Source organism: Skermanella aerolata KACC 11604, from assembly GCF_000936425.1.
Classification (GTDB): domain Bacteria; phylum Pseudomonadota; class Alphaproteobacteria; order Azospirillales; family Azospirillaceae; genus Skermanella; species Skermanella aerolata.
Genome location: NZ_AVFK01000006.1, coordinates 264,707 through 282,890, shown reverse-complemented (window position 1 = coordinate 282,890; position 18,184 = coordinate 264,707). Strand labels below are relative to the sequence as shown.

General features: G+C 64.9%; 15 protein-coding genes. 12 read left to right on the top strand and 3 right to left on the bottom strand.

Annotated elements, in window-relative coordinates:
- Positions 1-11 precede the first annotated feature (11 nt).
- Complete coding sequence (locus tag N826_RS10775; RefSeq protein ID WP_044428449.1) at positions 12-2,651, bottom strand: ABC transporter ATP-binding protein; 2,640 nt, start codon at positions 2,649-2,651, stop codon at positions 12-14.
- A gap of 227 nt (positions 2,652-2,878) precedes the next feature.
- Here N826_RS10775 and N826_RS42965 point away from each other — a divergent pair, with 227 nt between their 5' ends.
- The 11 genes from N826_RS42965 to N826_RS10720 all read left to right on the top strand — a co-directional run bounded on the left by N826_RS42965 (position 2,879) and on the right by N826_RS10720 (position 15,944).
- The gene (locus N826_RS42965) at positions 2,879-4,108 is read left to right on the top strand and encodes a glycosyltransferase family protein (protein WP_044428446.1); all 1,230 of its coding nucleotides are present in this window, start codon (positions 2,879-2,881) and stop codon (positions 4,106-4,108) included.
- Between the two features lie 3 nt (positions 4,109-4,111).
- Positions 4,112-5,503, top strand: a complete 1,392-nt coding sequence (locus N826_RS42960; protein WP_063772233.1) for a glycosyltransferase family 4 protein — start codon at positions 4,112-4,114, stop codon at positions 5,501-5,503.
- 12 nt (positions 5,504-5,515) lie between these two features.
- Positions 5,516-6,640, top strand: a complete 1,125-nt coding sequence (locus N826_RS10760; RefSeq protein ID WP_044428445.1) for a glycosyltransferase family 4 protein — start codon at positions 5,516-5,518, stop codon at positions 6,638-6,640.
- The gene (locus N826_RS10755) at positions 6,637-7,221 is read left to right on the top strand and encodes a histidine phosphatase family protein (RefSeq protein WP_044428443.1); all 585 of its coding nucleotides are present in this window, start codon (positions 6,637-6,639) and stop codon (positions 7,219-7,221) included. Before N826_RS10760 ends, N826_RS10755 begins: the two co-directional genes overlap by 4 nt.
- A 289-nt stretch (positions 7,222-7,510) precedes the next feature.
- Positions 7,511-8,647: a glycosyltransferase family protein gene (locus N826_RS10750; RefSeq protein ID WP_044428440.1), complete on the top strand. Its 1,137-nt coding sequence runs from the start codon at positions 7,511-7,513 to the stop codon at positions 8,645-8,647.
- Complete coding sequence (locus N826_RS10745; protein WP_044428438.1) at positions 8,644-9,399, top strand: polysaccharide deacetylase family protein; 756 nt, start codon at positions 8,644-8,646, stop codon at positions 9,397-9,399. Before N826_RS10750 ends, N826_RS10745 begins: the two co-directional genes overlap by 4 nt.
- Positions 9,396-9,959 carry a hypothetical protein gene (locus tag N826_RS41625; protein WP_186818076.1) on the top strand — a complete coding sequence of 188 codons (564 nt, stop codon included), beginning with the start codon at positions 9,396-9,398 and terminating at the stop codon, positions 9,957-9,959. The genes N826_RS10745 and N826_RS41625 overlap by 4 nt, the downstream gene beginning before the upstream one ends.
- Positions 9,956-11,848: an ABC transporter ATP-binding protein gene (locus N826_RS10735; protein WP_044428435.1), complete on the top strand. Its 1,893-nt coding sequence runs from the start codon at positions 9,956-9,958 to the stop codon at positions 11,846-11,848. Before N826_RS41625 ends, N826_RS10735 begins: the two co-directional genes overlap by 4 nt.
- Positions 11,845-13,758, top strand: a complete 1,914-nt coding sequence (locus tag N826_RS10730) for an ABC transporter substrate-binding protein (RefSeq protein WP_052831020.1) — start codon at positions 11,845-11,847, stop codon at positions 13,756-13,758. The genes N826_RS10735 and N826_RS10730 overlap by 4 nt, the downstream gene beginning before the upstream one ends.
- The gene (locus N826_RS10725) at positions 13,759-14,790 is read left to right on the top strand and encodes an ABC transporter permease (RefSeq protein WP_345769875.1); all 1,032 of its coding nucleotides are present in this window, start codon (positions 13,759-13,761) and stop codon (positions 14,788-14,790) included. It abuts the gene before it with no gap.
- Positions 14,787-15,944: an ABC transporter permease gene (locus tag N826_RS10720; RefSeq protein ID WP_044428433.1), complete on the top strand. Its 1,158-nt coding sequence runs from the start codon at positions 14,787-14,789 to the stop codon at positions 15,942-15,944. Before N826_RS10725 ends, N826_RS10720 begins: the two co-directional genes overlap by 4 nt.
- Before the next feature lie 12 nt (positions 15,945-15,956).
- Here the strand turns inward: N826_RS10720 and N826_RS10715 are convergent, their stop codons facing one another.
- The gene (locus tag N826_RS10715) at positions 15,957-16,796 is read right to left on the bottom strand and encodes an MBL fold metallo-hydrolase (protein WP_044428430.1); all 840 of its coding nucleotides are present in this window, start codon (positions 16,794-16,796) and stop codon (positions 15,957-15,959) included.
- A gap of 149 nt (positions 16,797-16,945) precedes the next feature.
- On the opposite strand from N826_RS10715, the gene N826_RS10710 reads away from it, so the two are divergent.
- Entirely contained in the window at positions 16,946-17,200 is a 255-nt protein-coding gene (locus tag N826_RS10710; RefSeq protein ID WP_044428428.1) for a DUF3072 domain-containing protein, read from the top strand.
- A gap of 169 nt (positions 17,201-17,369) precedes the next feature.
- On the opposite strand, the gene N826_RS39865 is transcribed toward N826_RS10710, so the two are convergent.
- Positions 17,370-18,137 (bottom strand): phosphatase PAP2 family protein, encoded by a 768-nt coding sequence (locus N826_RS39865; protein WP_169789321.1) that lies wholly within the window; start codon positions 18,135-18,137, stop codon positions 17,370-17,372.
- Positions 18,138-18,184: the final 47 nt, after the last annotated feature.

Below are 18,184 nucleotides of genomic sequence, written 5' to 3'. Positions count from 1 at the left end.
GCCTTTACACGTCACTCGGCCGCCAGCAACTCGTGCATGACTGTACCCGGCTTGTCCAGATCCTGATAACTGCCGTGCTCGGCAAGCTGCCCGCCGCGCAGCACCAGGGTCTGGTCGAACCGCCGGGCGATGCTTGGCCTATGCAATACCCACACCACCCCGCGCCCCTGGCGTTCCTCCAGGATCGCGTTATGGATCTGGCTCTGGCTGGCGCCGTCCAGACCGGCGGTTGCCTCGTTGATCACCAGCAGGTCGGGGTTTTTCAGGATGCCGCGCGCCAGCGCCACCTTCTGCCGCTGTGCCCTGGACAGACGCGACCCGGCCACGCCGACATAATGGTCCAGGCCGATCTCCTGGATGGTTTCCCGCAGGCCCAGTTCGTCGATGACCTGAGCCATCAGCCGCCCGACCTTGCCGCCGACCTGCGCCTGCCCGTACGCGACCTTCCCGAACAGGATGTTGTCCTGGATGGTCGACGCCGCGTTGTACGCGTCCTCCACGAAGAACTCGACACAGCCGCGCAGGGCGTCGGGCAGATCGCGGGCGAAGACCTGACGGGCTTCCAGCAGCCGGCGCTCCAGGTCGGGGTTCATCAGGCCCAGGCGGTGCCGGGCGGGGATCAGCTTGAACGGCAGCGCCATCAGCCGGCGCTTCTCCTCCGGCTTCAGGCTGTCCAGACCGTCCTTGTCGGCCTTAGCCACGATCGGCTGGAAGTCCGGCAGGTCTTCCGAGCTGATGAAGCTGAACTGCTCGAAGAACTGATGGCCCGGCGGCAGATCGGCGAACAACTCGATCATGGTCCGCGCCACCTGAACGCCCATGTCCAGGAAATCACCGGTCATGCCGACCTTTTCCAGGACTTCCAGCACGTAGGTGTTCTCCGCCATGCTGTCGATCGCGAAGACAGGCCCGACCGGACTGCCGAACAGCAGGTTCTCGGCCACAGTGGCGTTGTTGTTGTACCGTTCCGGGTTCCAGACTTCGACCAGCGACCGCATCGACGGCTGGGCCAATTCCGCCCGCAGCGCCGTCCGCGCCTCCAGGATGCGCTTGACCACATCGCCGCAGTTCTCGCCGTTCAGCGTGCCGTTCAGCCCAAGGCCGTAGACGTCGTCCGACAGGTCGACCATCGCCAGCACCTCCATGGTACGACGGCGCAGGGTATCCGGCCCGTCGCATCCAGCCGCCTGATAGTCGATCCAGTCGGCGTCGAGCGGGAAGTCGGTGTTGCCGGCCTCCTTGGACTCGTGGGCACGGCGCTTCCACTCCGCCTGGGCGCGCTCGTCCAGTTCCGACGGCTTCAGCGGCCGGTGGCGCAGCCCGTAATACAGGTTGTCGCGCAAGCTTGCGGTGAACATGTAGCTCGTCTGCCCGACATAGGCGATCCGCCGGCCGGTGACCGCCTCCGGCAACTGGGACAGGTCCTTGTCGCCGACCCGGATGCGTCCGCCCGTCGGCATCAGCAGGCGGGCCACCAGCATGGCGAACTCGTCGCGTCCAGGGCCGCCGACGATGGCGGTATGGGCGTCCAGCGGCAGCGTACAGCTCACATTGTCCAGGATCTTCGGGCCGGTATCCTCGCCGAACGAGACGTTGCTGAACACCATGGCGCCGGTCAGCCGCTGCCCCGGATCGGCGTCCGCCGCGATCAATGCCGCCGGCATCAGTTCGGGCAGGTCGAACTGCTCGATCACCTGCTCGTACTTGATCCGGATATCCTCCTTCATCTGATAATAGTCGAGCAGCTCCTTCCAGGGGCCTGCCAGATCCTTGTAGGCCGCCAGCACCGCGACGAGAGAACCGAAGCTGATACTGCCCTTGATCACCAGGTATCCGCCGATCAGATAAAAGAAGAACGGCGTCAGCTGATTTATGAAGTTATTGAGAAACTTGATAAAGAACTTGCGCTGGAAGATCTCGAAGCGGATATCGTAGACATCGCCGTAGCGATGGGAGAGATCGGCCAGATGCCAGGCGGATGTATCATGGGCATGGATCTCGGGCATGCCCGACACCGATTCGCCTATCCGGTCGGAGATCTGGCGCATCGCCCGGACACGCTGCTTGCCGAGCTGGTTGACCTTGCGCTGAAGCCGCGGGATCAGCCATCCCTGGAACGGATAGAGGGAAACCGCCGCCGCTCCCAGGATCGGGTCCTGCATGAAGATGAAGGTAAGGTAGACCAGCAGCGTGCCGCCCTGGAACACCGGCAAGGCTATCGAGTCGCCGATGAAGCCGCCCAGAGGCTCGACCTCCGCCGTGATCATGGGGATGATCTCGCCCTGGCTGACCTTGCGGAAGCGCGGCAGCGGAAAACGGATCACGCGGGCGTAAAGCTCGTAGCGCAGCCGGCGAAGCATCCGCTCGCCCAGCCGTCCCTTGAGAGTGTTGATGCGAAACTTGAAGACGCCGTTGACCACTACCAGCGTCAAAAACAAAAGTGACAGCAGAACTAGATACGGCACCTGTTCGAACTGGTAGCCGAAGAATTCCTTAGGAAAATTCTGGCCCCCGATGGCGTCGTTTACAATCTGCTTAGGCAGTTCAAGAGAATAGTAAAGAAACGGAAATGAAGATAGGGTAAGCAGCAGAATCACCACCTGCTGCCGCGTACTATATCGCAGCACGAAGCGAAAGATGCTCTTTTCCATACCTCTGATATCCGAAACGATGGCCCAGCCCGAATCGTCAGGGCGGGGAAAAAGTGGAAACAAGAGTACCTGATGGATTGGCACCCGGCAATTCACATGGTCGATACCCAGGTATTCTGCTAGAGACTGACGTTAGCATTGATCCCAAAGGGCTTCAGATCCGGCCAAGCGGCGGAACATCCGGAAGCTCGACAGGATGCCGAGGATGACGCGATGAGTGACCGCGCATGAGCAATCGCACAGTTCAGGGCCGCGAGCACAGTCGCGTGCTGATCTACAGCCACGACACCTTCGGCCTCGGTCACCTGCGCCGCTGCCGGACGATCGCCCACGCATTGGTAGAACGTCACAAGAACCTTTCAGTCCTGATCCTGTCGGGTTCGCCGATCATCGGCAGCTTCGACTTCCGCAGCCGGGTCGATTTCGTCCGCATTCCCGGCGTCATCAAGCTGCGGAACGGCGAGTACACCTCGCTCAACCTGCATATCGACATCGACGAGATGCTGGCCATGCGGGCCTCGATCATCCGCCACACGGCGGAAATCTTCGACCCTGATCTATTCATCGTGGACAAGGAGCCGCTCGGCCTGCGCGGCGAGGTCCTCGAAACCCTCCAGATGCTGAAAGCGCGGGGCACGCCGCTGGTCCTGGGATTGCGCGACGTGATGGACGAACCATCGGCGCTGGCCCCGGAATGGGAGCGGAAGAAGGTGCTCCCCGCGCTCGACAAGCTCTACGACGAGCTGTGGGTCTATGGCCTGCCGCAGATCTGCGATCCGCTGGATGGCATCAAGGTGCCGCCGTCGGTCCGTAGGAAGATGGTCTATACCGGCTACCTGGAACGCAGCGCTTCCCCCCATGCCGACCTGCCGGACATGCCGGAAGACCCGTTCATCCTGGTCACTCCCGGCGGCGGGGGCGACGGCGAGGACATGGTCGACTGGGTGCTGCGCGCCTACGAGGCCGACCGCAAGCTGCCCCATCGCGCCCTGATCGTGCTCGGCCCTTTCATGAACCGGGAGCTTCAGAACGAGTTCCTGGCGCGGGCGGCGGCGCTGCCGATGGTCGAGGCGCTGACATTCGAGTCGCAGCTCGAAAGCCTGATGGCGAAGGCATCAGGCGTCGTCGCGATGGGCGGCTACAACACCTTCTGCGAGATCCTGTCGTTCGACAAGAAGGCGCTGATCGTGCCGCGCATGGTGCCCAGGCTGGAACAGTTCATCCGCGCCAGCCGCGCGCAGGAGCTTGGGCTCGTCAGCATGCTGCCCGACGACGGCGTCCGCGACGCCCATGCCATGGCGACGGCGCTGCGCCAGTTGCCGCAGCAGCAGGCGCCCAGCGACGTGATCATCCCGGGTCTGCTCGACGGGCTGGAAAACGTCAACCGGCTGGCCGAACGGCATCTGTCGGAACCGCGCCGCCCGGCGCGCCGCACTCTGTTCCGCCGGCGGGCCTGACCCTTGCCCGTCACTGATAAGTCGATCTGCGTCGTCCTGAAGGGCTGGCCCCGGCTGTCGGAAACCTTCATCGCCCAGGAACTGGTCGGGCTGGAACGGCGCGGCTTGAAGCTGAATCTGTTCTCGCTTCGCCATCCGACCGACAAGGCCACCCATGCCCTGCACGCCCAGCTCGAGGCGCCGGTCACCTACCTGCCGGAATACCTCCATGACGAGCCGGCACGGGTCGCCCGCGCGCTGAAGACCGCCCGGCGCCTGCCCGGCTGGAACCATGCCCGCAAAATCTGGCTGAAGGATCTGGCGCGCGATCGCACGCGCAACCGGGTCCGCCGGTTTGGCCAGGCCATGGTGCTTGCAGCGGAACTGCCGCCCGATACCGGGCGGATCTACTCCCATTTCCTCCATACACCCTCCAGCGTCGCCCGCTACGCGGCCCTGCTGACGGAGCTGCCCTGGAGCTTTTCAGCACACGCCAAGGACATCTGGACCATCCCGGAGTGGGAGAAACGCGAGAAGCTGGCCGATGCCTGCTGGGGCGTCACCTGCACCCGCATGGGCCACGCGCATTTGGCCGGTCTGTCGCCGGTGGCTGAGCGGATGGAACTGCTCTACCATGGGCTGGAGTTCGGCCGCTTCCCGCTGCCGCCCGCATCGCGTCCTCCCCGTACGGGCGGCGACCCCGCCGACCCGCTGATCCTGCTCTCAATCGGACGCGCGGTCGAGAAGAAGGGCTTCGACGTGGCGCTGGCGGCATTGGCCCTGCTGCCGCCGGACCTGTCCTGGCGCTGGGTCCATATCGGCGGCGGCGCCGGGCTAAAGGCCCTGAAGGCCGAGGCCGAACGGCTCGGGCTGAGCGACCGCATCGACTGGCTGGGCGCCCAGCCGCAGGACGTCGTGATCGCCAACCTGATCGCCGCCGACCTGTTCTTCCTGCCCAGCCGCATGGCCAGCGACGGCGACCGCGACGGGCTGCCCAACGTCCTGATGGAAGCCCAGATCATGGGCCTGCCCGTCGCCGCCACCAGAATGGCCGCCATCCCCGAACTGATCGTCGAGGACGAAACCGGCGTCCTGGTCGATCCCGGCGACGCAGCGGGGCTGGCGGAGGCGCTGGTCGCCCTCGCCCGCGATCCAGCCATCCGCACCCGGCTGGCCACCGCCGGGCGGGAACGGGTCCGCTCGCATTTCAGCGCCGAAGCCGGGCTGGATCGGCTGGCGGGGTTGCTGAATCAACCCGAATTCTTCCTCCTCTCCCTCGGGGAGAGGGTCGGGGTGAGGGGAAGCGCAACCAGCAAGCCTCCTGCCATGCAAGCCCCTCACCCTGACCCTCTCCCGGAGGGAAAGGGGACAAGCAATGCTGTAGGAATAAGCCGTCCCGACGAAACCGGGGCGTGACACCAAGCCATCATGCGGATAGCCTTCTACGCCCCTTTGAAGCCACCGAACCACCCGACGCCTTCGGGCGACCGCCGGATGGCGCGGCTGCTGATCGCGGCGCTGGAGCATGCCGGCCATGACGTCGCCCTGGCGAGCGACTTTCGAAGCTGGGACGACGGTATCAGCCCCAACCGCCACGAACGCCTGGGCACCTTGGGCGCCCGCCTCGCTGGCCGCCTGACCCGGCGTCTCCGCGAAGCGCCCCCCGACCTGTGGTTCACCTACCACCTCTACCACAAGGCCCCGGACTGGCTCGGCCCGGCCGTCAGCCGGTCCCTCGGCATCCCCTATGTGATCGCGGAGGCCTCCTACGCGCCGAAGCAGGCGGGAGGACGCTTCGACCTCGGCCACAGGGCGGCGGCGCAGGCCATCGCCCAGGCAGATGCCGTGATCTCCCTGACGACGGCCGATACCGAATGCCTCCATCCGCTGCTGGCCTCGCCTGACCGTCTGTCGGTGCTCCGCCCCTTCGTCGAACCTCCATCCCCCCGCGACGGCATCGCAGACCGTGCCGCCCTCGCCCATTCCCTCGACCTGGACCCCGACGCTCCCTGGCTGCTCGCCGTCGGCATGATGCGCGGCGGGGACAAGCAACGCTCCTTCCGCATCCTCGCCCGGGCGCTCGAGCGGCTGGTCTCCCGTGACTGGCGCCTGCTGGTCGTCGGCGACGGCCCCCGGCGTACTTGCGTCGAGGAAAGCTTCGGCAAGATCCCGCCCGACCGCCTCCGCTTCCTCGGCGCCCTGCCGCCCGACCGGCTCGCCGCGTGCTACGCCGCCGCCGACCTGATGGTCTGGCCTGCCATCAACGAAGCCTATGGCATGGCCCTGCTGGAAGCCCAGGCCGCCGGCCTGCCCGTCGTCGCCGGCCGGACCGGCGGCGTTCCCGACATCGTGCGTGACGGGGTTACCGGGCTGCTGACCCCCATCGGTGACGAAACGGCCTTTGCCGAAGCGGTCGCATCCGTGTTGACCGATGAATCGCGCCGTGCCGCCATGGGATCTGCGGCGAAACGGATCGCCGCGGCGGAACACGGCTTCGCGGGCGCGTCCCGGACGCTCGACGCGCTCCTGAAACAGATAGCGGGTTCCCGATGACCGACCTCCTGATCCTTCGCCACGGTCCGACCGCCTGGAACACCGAAGGCCTGATCCAGGGCCGCACCGACATTCCCCTGTCGCCGGACGGTGAAGCCGTCGTGCGCAAATGGGTCCTGCCCGACCACCTGCGCGACAGGACCTGGGTCGCCAGCCCCCTGTCCCGCTGCGCCGGGACGGCACGCCTACTGGGATTGGACCCGACCTTCGATCCCCGTCTCGTGGAAACCGATTGGGGAACCTGGGAGGGCCGCACCCTGACGGACCTGCGGGCGGAGCTTGGCGACCTGATGGCGGCATGGGAGGCCTGCGGCCTCGATTTCCGCGCACCCGAAGGCGAGAGCCCGCGCGATGTTCAGGACCGTCTGCGCCCCTGGCTTACCGAAACCGCCACCCGCTCTCACCCAACCGGAGCGGTTGCCCATAAGGGCGTAATCCGCGCAATCTATGCGCTCGCCACGGGTTGGGACATGACGGACAAGCCGGCCCACAAGCTGCTCGACGGCTGCGCCCACCGCTTCACCCTGCTGCCCGACGGCACGCCAACCGTCGCCGAGTTGAACATAGGTTTGGAAATTTGACTAAATTCCTATATACTTCGTTTTAGATCAAGTCTCGGATCGACCGGTGAGTTCCTGCCGCCATGTCGGGCTGAAGAGGCCCGACCTACAAAGCACGTTCAGGAGGCCGGAGATGTTGGGTACAAAAGCACGCTCGCGTAGGTCGGGCCTCTTCAGCCCGACATCTAACTTTCCTGACCAATCAAACACCTTCCGCTTTTGGTTCAAGCCAATGCCACGAACAGGAATGATGACATTTGCGTATATCTAACGACGGGTCGGGGGATGTAATCATCGCGCGGCTATCCTCATGAAGGCCCTGATCTGGGTCCAGCATCTCCTCGGCATCGGCCATGTCCGCCGGGCGGCCCTAATCGCCCGTGCGATGGCCGATGCCGGGCTGGACGTTACGGTGGCCTCCGGCGGTTTCCCCGTCGGCGGTGTCAGTTATGGCGATGTTCGCGTCGTGCAACTCCCCCCCGCCCGTGCCGCCGACAAAAGCTTCAAGCTCCTGGTAACCGAAGGCGGCCGCCCGCTCGACGACGCTTGGAAGGAACACCGCCGCACCGCCCTGCTGGCGCTGGCCGATGAGATCAGCCCCGATCTCCTGCTGCTGGAAACCTACCCCTTCGGCCGCCGCCAGTTCCGCTTCGAACTCCTCCCCCTGCTGGATCGCTTGGGCAAGAGGCCGTCCCGTCCCCTCATGGCCGCATCGGTCCGCGACATCCTGGTCGCCAAGGACAACCCGGCGCGCGAAGCCGAAATGGCCGAGATCGCCCGCCGTCATCTCGATCTCGTGCTGGTCCACGGCGATCCCGAACTGGTGCCGTTCGAGGCCACGTTTCCGCCGGCGAACACCATCCGCGACCTGATCCGCTACACCGGCTACGTCGCCCCGACCCGCAAACCCGCAGAACCGCACGGCGACGGCCATGGCGAAGTCGTCGTCTCGGTCGGGGGGGGAGCCGTCGGGCTCCCCCTACTGCGCGCCGCGATCGATGCCCGCCCGCTGACGGCGCTCGCCGACATCCGCTGGCGCCTGCTCGCCGGCCCCGACATCCACGAGACCGAGTTCCAGGCTCTTTGCACAGCCGCACCCGATGGCGTCATCGTGGAACGGGCTCGCCCCGATTTCCCCGACCTGCTGGCCCGCTGCACGCTGTCGATCAGCCAAGCCGGCTACAACACGCTGATGGACATCCTCCAGGCCCGCTGCCGCGCCGTCGTCGTTCCTTTCGCGGCGGGCAACGAGACCGAACAGACCGACCGCGCTCGCCTGTTCGAGGCGCGCGGCCTGCTCCACGTCGCGGACGAAGCCGGGCTGACCGCCGAAACCCTCGGCGCCGCCATCGCCCGCGCGCTCGAAGCGCCTCCCCCTCCCCCCTTCACGCCTGCGCTGGATGGTGCCGCCGCCACCGCTCGCCTGCTGATCGAGGCCGCGTCGTGAACGACGCCTGGGATGCCTTGACCCTTGAACTGGACCGCTGGTGTACGGAAGGCCGGACCGCCGATTTCTGGTGGCGCGACGACGATGCCGCCGCCCCCACCCCTGCACTCGACCGGCTGCGCGGCCTCAGCGCCGGCACTCCGATAGCCCTGGCCGTCATCCCCGCCGGAGCGACACCTGAACTGGCCGCCGAACTGCGCGACTGGCCGGAGGCCGCCGTCCTTCAGCACGGGCTGTCCCACACCAACCACGAGACGGCGCCGGCCAAGAAGGCCGAACTCGGCGCCGCCCGCCCCGTCCCGCGCGTCGTTGGCGATCTCAGGACCGGATGGGACCTGCTGGCTCCTTTCGACCCCCTTCCCGTCCTCGTCCCGCCGTGGAACCGGATTTCACCCGACCTGATCGGTCGGCTTCCCGGCCTCGGCTACACCGGCCTGTCCACCTTCACGCCGCGCGCCCAGTCCCACCCCGCGCCGGGTCTGTGCCAGATCAACACCCATGTCGATATCATGGACTGGCACGGCGGCGGAGGGTTCGCCGGGACGGATGCGGTCATCGCCGCCACGGTCCGCCATCTCGCTGCCCGGCGGAACGGTGCCGCCGATCCGCTTGAGCCGACCGGCCTCCTGACCCACCACCTCGTCCATGACGCGGACTGCGACCACTTCCTGGCCGCCTACGCCGCCGCCATCTCCCGGCATCCCGCCGCTTGCTGGCGGAATGCCCGCGATATCTTCGGGAGCCAGTCTTGACCCGCTACCGCTATCCCTCCGGTCCGTTGCTGGGAGATTACGCCCGCGCCACCGCCGGTCTTGTATTGACCGGACTTCCACCACTCCTGCTGCCCCTAAGTCCCTGGGTGGCACTGCCGCTGGCTGTAGCCGCCGGATTGTTCGTACTATTCGCGGCACGGACGGCCCAGCGTCACATGACCGTCATTGAAATGGACAATACCGGCATTTATGCCCGCGGTCCGCTCGGGGGTTCGATTCCGTGGGAACATTTGGCTCAGGTACGATTAAACTATTATTCGACTCGTAGAGACCGCGGGTTAGGCTGGATGCAGCTCAGACTGAAGGGAACAGGCGCCGGCGAAACGGTCAGGATCGAATCCACGCTCGACGGCTTCGACGAGATCGCCGAGCGGGTGGCCGGCGTCGCCAGAGGCAAGGGGATCGGCATGACTGACACGACCGTCAGCAACTTCCTGGCAATCGGGATCGACGTGGAAAGCGAACCCACCGGCTTTCCCCATGGTTCTACCGCCGGATCATTCTCAACCCGCGAGACTTCCACCACAGAGGCCCAATGACCGATCTGCTGAACGTCCGCGATCTGCATGTTGAATTCCGCGTCGCCGAAGGTGTCATCCGGGCGGTGCGCGGCATCTCATTCCGGGTCCGGCCGGGCAGCACCGTAGCCTTGGTGGGAGAGTCCGGATCGGGCAAGTCGGTGGTGGCGCAGGCCATCATGGGCATCCTGCCCCGCCCGGCCCGGATCACGAAGGGCGAGATCCTGTTCTCCGACCCGGAGTTCCCGAAGACCATCGACATCGCCAAGCTCGACCCGGAAAGCGGCAAGATGCGGTCGATCCGGGGCGGCAACATCTCGATCATCTTCCAGGAGCCGATGACTTCGCTGTCGCCGCTCCATACGGTGGGCAACCAGGTCGGCGAAGCGGTCATGCTCCACCGCGACGTCGACAGCGCCCAGGCGCGCGAATTGACCGTGGACATGCTGCGGCTGGTAGGTTTCCCCGACCCGAAGCGCGCGGTGGACACCTATCCCTTCGAACTGTCCGGCGGTCTCCGCCAGCGCGCGATGATCGCGATGGCGCTGATTTGCCGCCCCTCGCTGCTGGTCGCGGACGAGCCGACCACCGCCCTCGATGTCACCATCCAGGCGCAGATCCTGAAGCTGCTGGCCGACCTTCAGGGCGAACTCGGCATGGCCGTGCTGATGATCACCCATGATCTCGGCGTCGTCGCCAACGTCGCCGAGGAAGTCGTCGTGATGTACCGGGGCGAGGTGATGGAAGCCGGCGAGATGCGCGACATCTTCGCGGAGCCGCGCCATCCTTATCTGAAGGCCCTGCTGCGCGCCGTGCCGCGATTCCACATGCATCCCGGCGAAAGGCTGGTGCCGATCCGGGAGATCAAGTCGGCTGGCGGCAAGATGCTGGATGCTACTTCCGAGCCCTGGCCGGCAGGTGCCGACGCCGCCGGCCCGCTGCTGAGCGTCGGCAACATCACCAAGCGGTTCGAAACGCGCAAGTCCGGCTGGTTCAGCCGCAAGCCCGCCGGCGGCGGCGTGCTGGCCGTCGACGATGTCAGCTTCGAGATCCGCCGGGGCGAATGCCTGGGGCTGGTCGGCGAGTCCGGCTGCGGCAAGACTACGCTGTCGAAGATCCTGATGCGGGCGCTGACGCCCGATACCGGTTCCATCCTGTTCAACGACCGGGGCAGCACGGTTGACGTGCTGGGCCTGGAAGGCGACAAGCTGATCAAGTTCCGCCGCAACCTGCAATTCATCTTCCAGGACCCGTTCAGTTCGCTGAACCCGCGCATGACGGTGTACGACATCGTCGCCGAACCCCTGATCATCCACGATATCGGAGACGCGGAGCACCGCCGGGCGCTGGTCAAGGAGCTGATGAACCTCGTGGGATTGGATGTCAGGCACCTGAAGCGCTATCCGCACAGCTTCTCGGGTGGCCAGCGCCAGCGTATCGGCATCGCCCGCGCCTTGGCGCTGCGGCCCGACCTGCTGATCTGCGACGAGCCGGTGTCCGCCCTCGACGTCTCGATCCAGGCCCAGATCCTCAACCTGCTGAAGGACCTGAAGGACAAGCTGGGGCTGACCTATCTCTTCATCTCCCACAACCTCGCCGTGGTCGACTATATCGCCGACCGGATCATGGTGATGTGCCGGGGCCGGATCGTGGAAATAGCGCCCCGTGCCGCCCTGTTCCGAAATCCGGTCCATCCCTATACCCGCGCCCTGCTGACGGCGGTCCCCGACCCCGATCCCAATGCCCGGCTCGATCTGGCCCTGCTGAGGGAGGGCCGCGCATCCGATCCCGGCGCCTGGGCTCCCCCCTTCACGATCGACGGCGACAATCATCCCGGCATGATCGATCTGGGCAACGGTCATCTCGTGCGCGCCAAGGCCCACCCCGCATTGCTGGAGCTGGCTTCATGACCCGCATCCGCGCTTGGTTTCCCACTCTCCTGCTCGTCCTCCTGTTCGGCCTGCCGGCAGCATCGCCTTCCTTTGCCGCCCTGGAAACTCCCTTTCTGGCTGAAAAAGTCGCCAGCGGCAAACTGCCCCCGGTAGATCAGCGGATACCGTCCGAACCACATTTAGTGACGTTCGATGACGATAGCGGAAAACCCGGACAGCCCGGCGGCGACTTGACCATGATGATGTCGCGGGCCAAGGACGTACGCATTCTCTTCGCGTACTCCTATGCCAGATTGGTCGCATACAACACGGACCTCAACCTTGAGGCGGATATCCTCAAGTCCGTCGAGGCCGAGGACAACAAGGTCTTCACCCTCCACCTGCGGCCCGGGCACCGCTGGTCCGACGGCTCCCCCTTCACGGCGGAAGATTTCCGCTACTGGTGGGAAGACGTCATCCTGAACCCCGACCTGCCGCCCTTCACCCCGCCGCCAGAGATGCTGTCCGGCGGCGAACCGCCCAAGTTCGAGGTCCTGGACGAGACGACCGTCCGCTACACCTGGAAGGAGCCGAACCCGGTCTTCCTGCCGGCCCTGGCGGCGGCCCGCCCCCTGGAGATCTTCGGCCCTTCGGCCTACCTGAAAAAGTTTCACGTGAAATACGCCGAGGCGGCGGAGCTGAAGGCGCGCGTCAAGGAAGCGGGACAGAAGAGCTGGGCGCATCTCCATAACCGCATGGACAACGCCTACGACAACGACAACCCCGATATGCCGACGCTCCAGCCCTGGGTCAATACGACGGCGGCCCCCGCCGAGCGGTTCGTCTTCGTCCGCAATCCCTTCTACCACCGCATCGACGAGGCGGGGCACCAGCTTCCTTATATCGACCGCATCCTGGTGCAGATCGCGGACAGCAAGATCATCCCGGCCAAGGCCGGCGCCGGGGAGGCCGATCTTCAGGCCCGCTATATCCGCTTCGACAACTACACCTTCCTGAAGCAGGCGGCGAAGCGGAACGACTACAAGGTCGATCTTTGGAAAGTCGGCAGCGGCGCCCATCTGGCGCTCTTCCCCAACATGAACATAGCCGACCCGGAATGGCGGAAGCTGTTCCGCGACGTCCGGCTGCGCCGGGCTTTGTCCCTCGCCATCGACCGGGACGAGTTGAACGAGGTGATCTACTACGGGCTTGCCCAAGCTTCCAACAATACGGTCCTGCCCCGCTCTCCCCTGTTCAAGCCGGAATACCAGAAGGCCTGGACCAACTACGACGTGGCGCAGGCCAACCGGCTGCTGGACGAAATAGGCTTGACCAAGCGCGGTTCGGAGAACGTCCGGCTGCTGCCCGACGGCCGCCCGATGGAAATCATCGTCGAGACGGCCGGGGAGAGCACCGAGGAAGTCGACGTGCTCGAACTGATCGCAGACAGCTGGCGCAAGATCGGGGTCAAGCTGTTCACCAAGCCGTCCCAGCTCGAGGTGCTGCGCAACCGCATCTACGCAGGCCAGACCATGATGGCCATCGCCAAGGGCGTCGATAACGGCATCCCGACAGCGGACATGGCGCCGACCGAGTTCGTGCCGATGGACCAGAACCAGTACGAATGGCCGAAATGGGGCCAGTTCTACCAGACCGGCGGCACGGCCGGCGAAAAACCCGACATGCCTCAGCCGATGGAGCTGATGGACCTGATGACGGAATGGCGGACGGCCAAGGACACGGCGGCCCGCGCCGATGCCTGGCACCGCATCCTCGCCATCCATGCCGACAACGTCTTCACCATCGGGCTGATCAACGGCACGCTCCAGCCGGTCGTCGTCCGCTCCACGCTGCGCAACGTGCCGGACGAGGGCATCTTCAGCTGGGACCCGGGAGCGCATTTCGGCATCTACCGGCCCGATACGTTCTGGTTCGCTCGAAAGAGCTGATTGCTCAGGTTTAGGAAGGGACGACCGATCACCATGCTGGGCTTCTTCGTGCGACGGATCATGGTGATGATCCCTACCCTGCTCGCGATCAGCGCCATCACCTTCGTCATCATCCAGTTACCGCCGGGCGACTACCTGACGACGCTGGTGACGGAGCTTGAAAGCCGGGGCGAGGCGATCGACCAGAGCAGGCTCCAGTTCCTGCGCGAGACCTACGGCTTGGACAAGCCGATGATCGAGCAGTATTTCGTCTGGCTCGGCGGCATGCTGACCGGCGACTACGGCTACTCGTTCGAATACAACAGGCCGGTGGCCGACGTGGTCGGCGACCGGATGCTGCTGACCATCGTCGTGTCCTTCGCCACCATCATCTTCATCTGGGTGGTCTCGTTCCCGATCGGGATCTACTCGGCGACCCACCAGTACAGCCTCGGCGACTACGGGCTGACCTTCCTGGGGTTCTTAGGATTGGCCACGCCCAACTTCCTGCTGGCGCTGGTGCTGCTCTACTTTGCCAACGTGATGTTCGGGACATCCATCGGCGGCTTGATGGACCCTGTCTACATGGATGCGCCTTGGAGCTGGGGAAAGATGGTTTCGGTGCTGGAGCACCTCTGGATTCCGGTGATCGTGATCGGCACCAGCGGCACCGCCGGCATGATCCGGCGGCTGCGCGCCAACCTGCTGGACGAACTGCACAAGCAGTATGTCGTGACCGCAAGGGCCAAGGGATTGTCGCCCGCCCGGGTGCTCTGGAAATATCCGCTCCGGATGGCGATCAACCCCTTCATCTCCGACATCGGCAATTTGCTGCCGCAGATCGTTTCCGGGGCCGCCGTAGTCTCCATCGTGCTGTCGCTGCCGACGACGGGACCGATGCTGCTGGACGCGCTGCGCAGTCAGGACATGTATCTGGCCGGATCGTTCCTGATGTTCCTGGCGCTGCTGACGGTCGTCGGCGTGTTCCTGTCCGACGTGGCGCTGGCGATGCTCGACCCCCGCATCCGGCTTGAAGGGGGAGCCAACCGATGACCGCCGACCGGCTCGACCACTACGTCTCCACCGCACCGTTCGACCCCTATGCGGTCGAACACATGTCGCCGGAGCAGGAACGCTACTACATGGCGTCCCAATGGCGGATGATGTGGTGGAAGCTGAAGCGCCATCGCCTCGCCGTCGTGTCCGGCGTGGTCCTGGCGGTCATGTATTTTACGATCCTGATATCGGAGTTCCTGTCGCCTTACGCGCTGGACAGCCGGCACATCCACCACATCTACGCCCCGCCCCAGTCGGTCCACCTGTTCCACGAGGGCAGTTTCGTCGGACCCTTCGTCTACGGCTTCGACTACCGGCTCGACATGGACACGCTCCAGCGAGTCTATACGGTGGACAGGACGGACGTTCAGCCCATCCGGTTCTTCTGCCGGGGCGATGGCTACGATTTCTGGGGAATGATCCCTGCCAGTCTTCATCTGATGTGTCCGTCGGAGGGCGGCACCCTGTTCCTGCTCGGCACCGACCGGCTGGGCCGCGACATGCTGAGCCGCATCCTCTACGGCACTCGGATCTCGCTGACCGTCGGCCTGATCGGCATCACGATCAGCTTCGTCCTCGGCATCGTGATCGGCGGCGTCGCCGGCTACTATGGCGGCTGGATCGACAACGTGACCCAGCGCTTCATCGAAGTGCTGCGCTCCTTTCCGGAACTGCCGCTCTGGATGGCCTTGTCCGCCGCCCTGCCCGTCACCTGGAGCCCGATCCTGATCTATTTCGGGATCACGCTGATCCTGGGCCTGCTCGACTGGACCGGCCTCGCCCGCGCGGTACGTTCAAAGCTGCTGGCCCTGCGGGAGGAAGACTTCTGCACGGCCGCCCAGCTGATGGGCGCCAGCCCCCGGCGCATCATCGGCCGCCACCTGCTGCCCAGCTTCATGAGCCACCTGATCGCCTCCGCGACGCTGTCGATCCCCGGCATGATCCTGGGGGAGACGGCGCTGTCGTTCCTGGGCCTGGGCTTGCGCCCCCCCATCACGAGCTGGGGCGTCCTGCTGAACGAGGCGCAGAACATCAACGTCGTGGCTCTGTACCCCTGGCTGATGCTGCCGGTGGTGCCGGTGATCGTCGTGGTCCTTGCCTTCAACTTCCTCGGCGACGGCCTGCGCGATGCCGCCGACCCCTATCGGTGAGGAAGCCTCCGGTCAGAGTTCCAGCACCATCCCCTCGAACGCCACCAGCGTTCCGGGCCTCATCTCCTCCGCCGCCACGGCGATGCCGTCCATGATTACGTCGTCGTGGTTGGGTTCGTGGTGGAAGATCACCGCCCGCCCTACCCCGGCAGCCTCGGCCACCCGGCAGCCCTGCTGCCATGTGGAATGGCCCCAACCGACATGCTTGGGATAGGCCGCGTCCGTGTACATGCCGTCGTAGACCATGACGTCGGCCCCGCGCGCCAATTCCAGCACGGCGTCGTCATGGCCTTCGGCCAAGTGCTCGGTGTCGGTCACGATCGCCAGCACCCGCCCGCCGAACTCCACCCGGTAGCCACAGCAGCCATTCGGGTGGTTGAGGGGTCCGGTTACGATCCGGATATCAGGACGCGGTTGCAGCACGGCGCCGCACTGGAAGTCGTTGAACGTGCAGGAGCCGTAGAAGGCGGAGAGAGGCACCGGGAACAGGGGCGCTATCATCATGTCGCACAGCACGGACTGGATCGTCTGCGGCGGCGACAGGTGACCCGCCCACAGGCGCAGCCGGTTGCGAGGGTCGAAGGCCGGGACGAAGAACGGCAGGCCAGCGACATGGTCGAAATGGGTGTGGGTGAAGAACAGGTCGAGATCGACCGGCGCCTCACCCGCCAACTGGCTGCCGAACGCCCGGATGCCCGTGCCCGCGTCGAAGATCATCAGGTGTCCGCCACACCTCACTTCGATGCAGGTCGTATTGCCACCATATCTCATCGTCTCGGGACCGGGCGCCGGTATGCTGCCTCGGACGCCCCAGAACCGGACGGTGAAGTCTGCGGAAGCCGGCGGCCTCAAAGGGCTGGCCGTTCGTTATATTTTGCGCACATGGGCTCTAATTTGGCGGGGGGTTGGTGCGGAGTCGAGAAAAATTCCAGATAGCAACGAAACAAGAACAACACTAGCCTGTTGATATGCTAGACATGTACTGACAGGAGCGATCGACCATGGCCAGCGCCAGGAACGACCACGACAACGCGGCGGACCCGAAGTCTCCGGACGACGGCACCCCGTCCAACACGGAGAAGGACCCGTCGGAATGGACCACCGGCGACGAACCAATGACCGGAGCCCAGGCTTCGTACCTCAAGACGCTGAGCGAAGAGGCGAAGGAAGAGTTCGATCCGTCGCTCAACAAGGCGGATGCCTCGCGGCGCATCGACGAGCTCCAGAACAAGACGGGACGCGGCAAGCAGAGCTGAAGGCCTTGCCGGAAAAAGTAAAGGCTCGCATTTTTCTTGTTAACCTTAAGCTCACGTTAACCAAAAAAGCCTATAACAAGGGTATCGCATCTGTGGTGCGGTTCCTCCATGTAAAGCAACTCGGCGGCTCCGTCAGGCATTGGCCCACGGAGCCGCTTTTTTGTCATCGTCACGCCGGCCCGATCCTTCGCGGCGCCGGTTCGCCGATCGGCACTACCCGTTTCCGGACGAAGCGGGCGACAGCGATCGGAATCAGCCGTCCCGGCCAGAGCAGAGCGTACCCATCCATCCCACCCTTCGTAAAGACCAGTCCGTTGTCGGCAAAACGCCGGCGCAGCCACACCGTCGTCGGCACGGCCAGAGCGGCGCCCGCGATCACGTCGGTCAGGAAATGGGCCCCTACCGCGATCCGGCTGAAGCCGACGACGCTCGCCATGGCCAGCAGACCGCCGCGCCACTGCGGGACCAGCAGCGAGACAGCAAGCGCCAGGGCGAAGATCGTATTGGTGTGTCCCGAGGGAAAAGAATGAAGAGCGCCGTCGAAAGTGAACGGTTCGAAGCCAGTGAGGCCGTTCTGGTCGATCAGCTTCGGCCGCGCTCTCCCGACCACGACCTTGATGACGTTCACCACTATGCCTGACAGGGCGACCGAGCAGAACACGAAGAACGACGCTGAAGCCAGCCAGTTAGACACGGCGGCAGGACGGTGGCCGGAAAAGCCATACCGCCCTGCAAGAACAAGCAGGAGGCCAAGGATACCGGTAGGAACGAGCGTCCACTTGCTGTCGCCGAGTTCCGTCACGGCACGGAAGAACAAGAATACGTGCGGTTCCGCCCCCTGGATCAGGTCGTAGACGGCACGGTCTAGATAACTTAGGAAAACATGGCCCGGCAGCAGGAGGAGAAGGCACCAGACCGAATACCGCGCCAGCGGCAAGTCTGCGGAAAACCGGCTGTGCATTGCGACCCAATTGTTGCCGATAA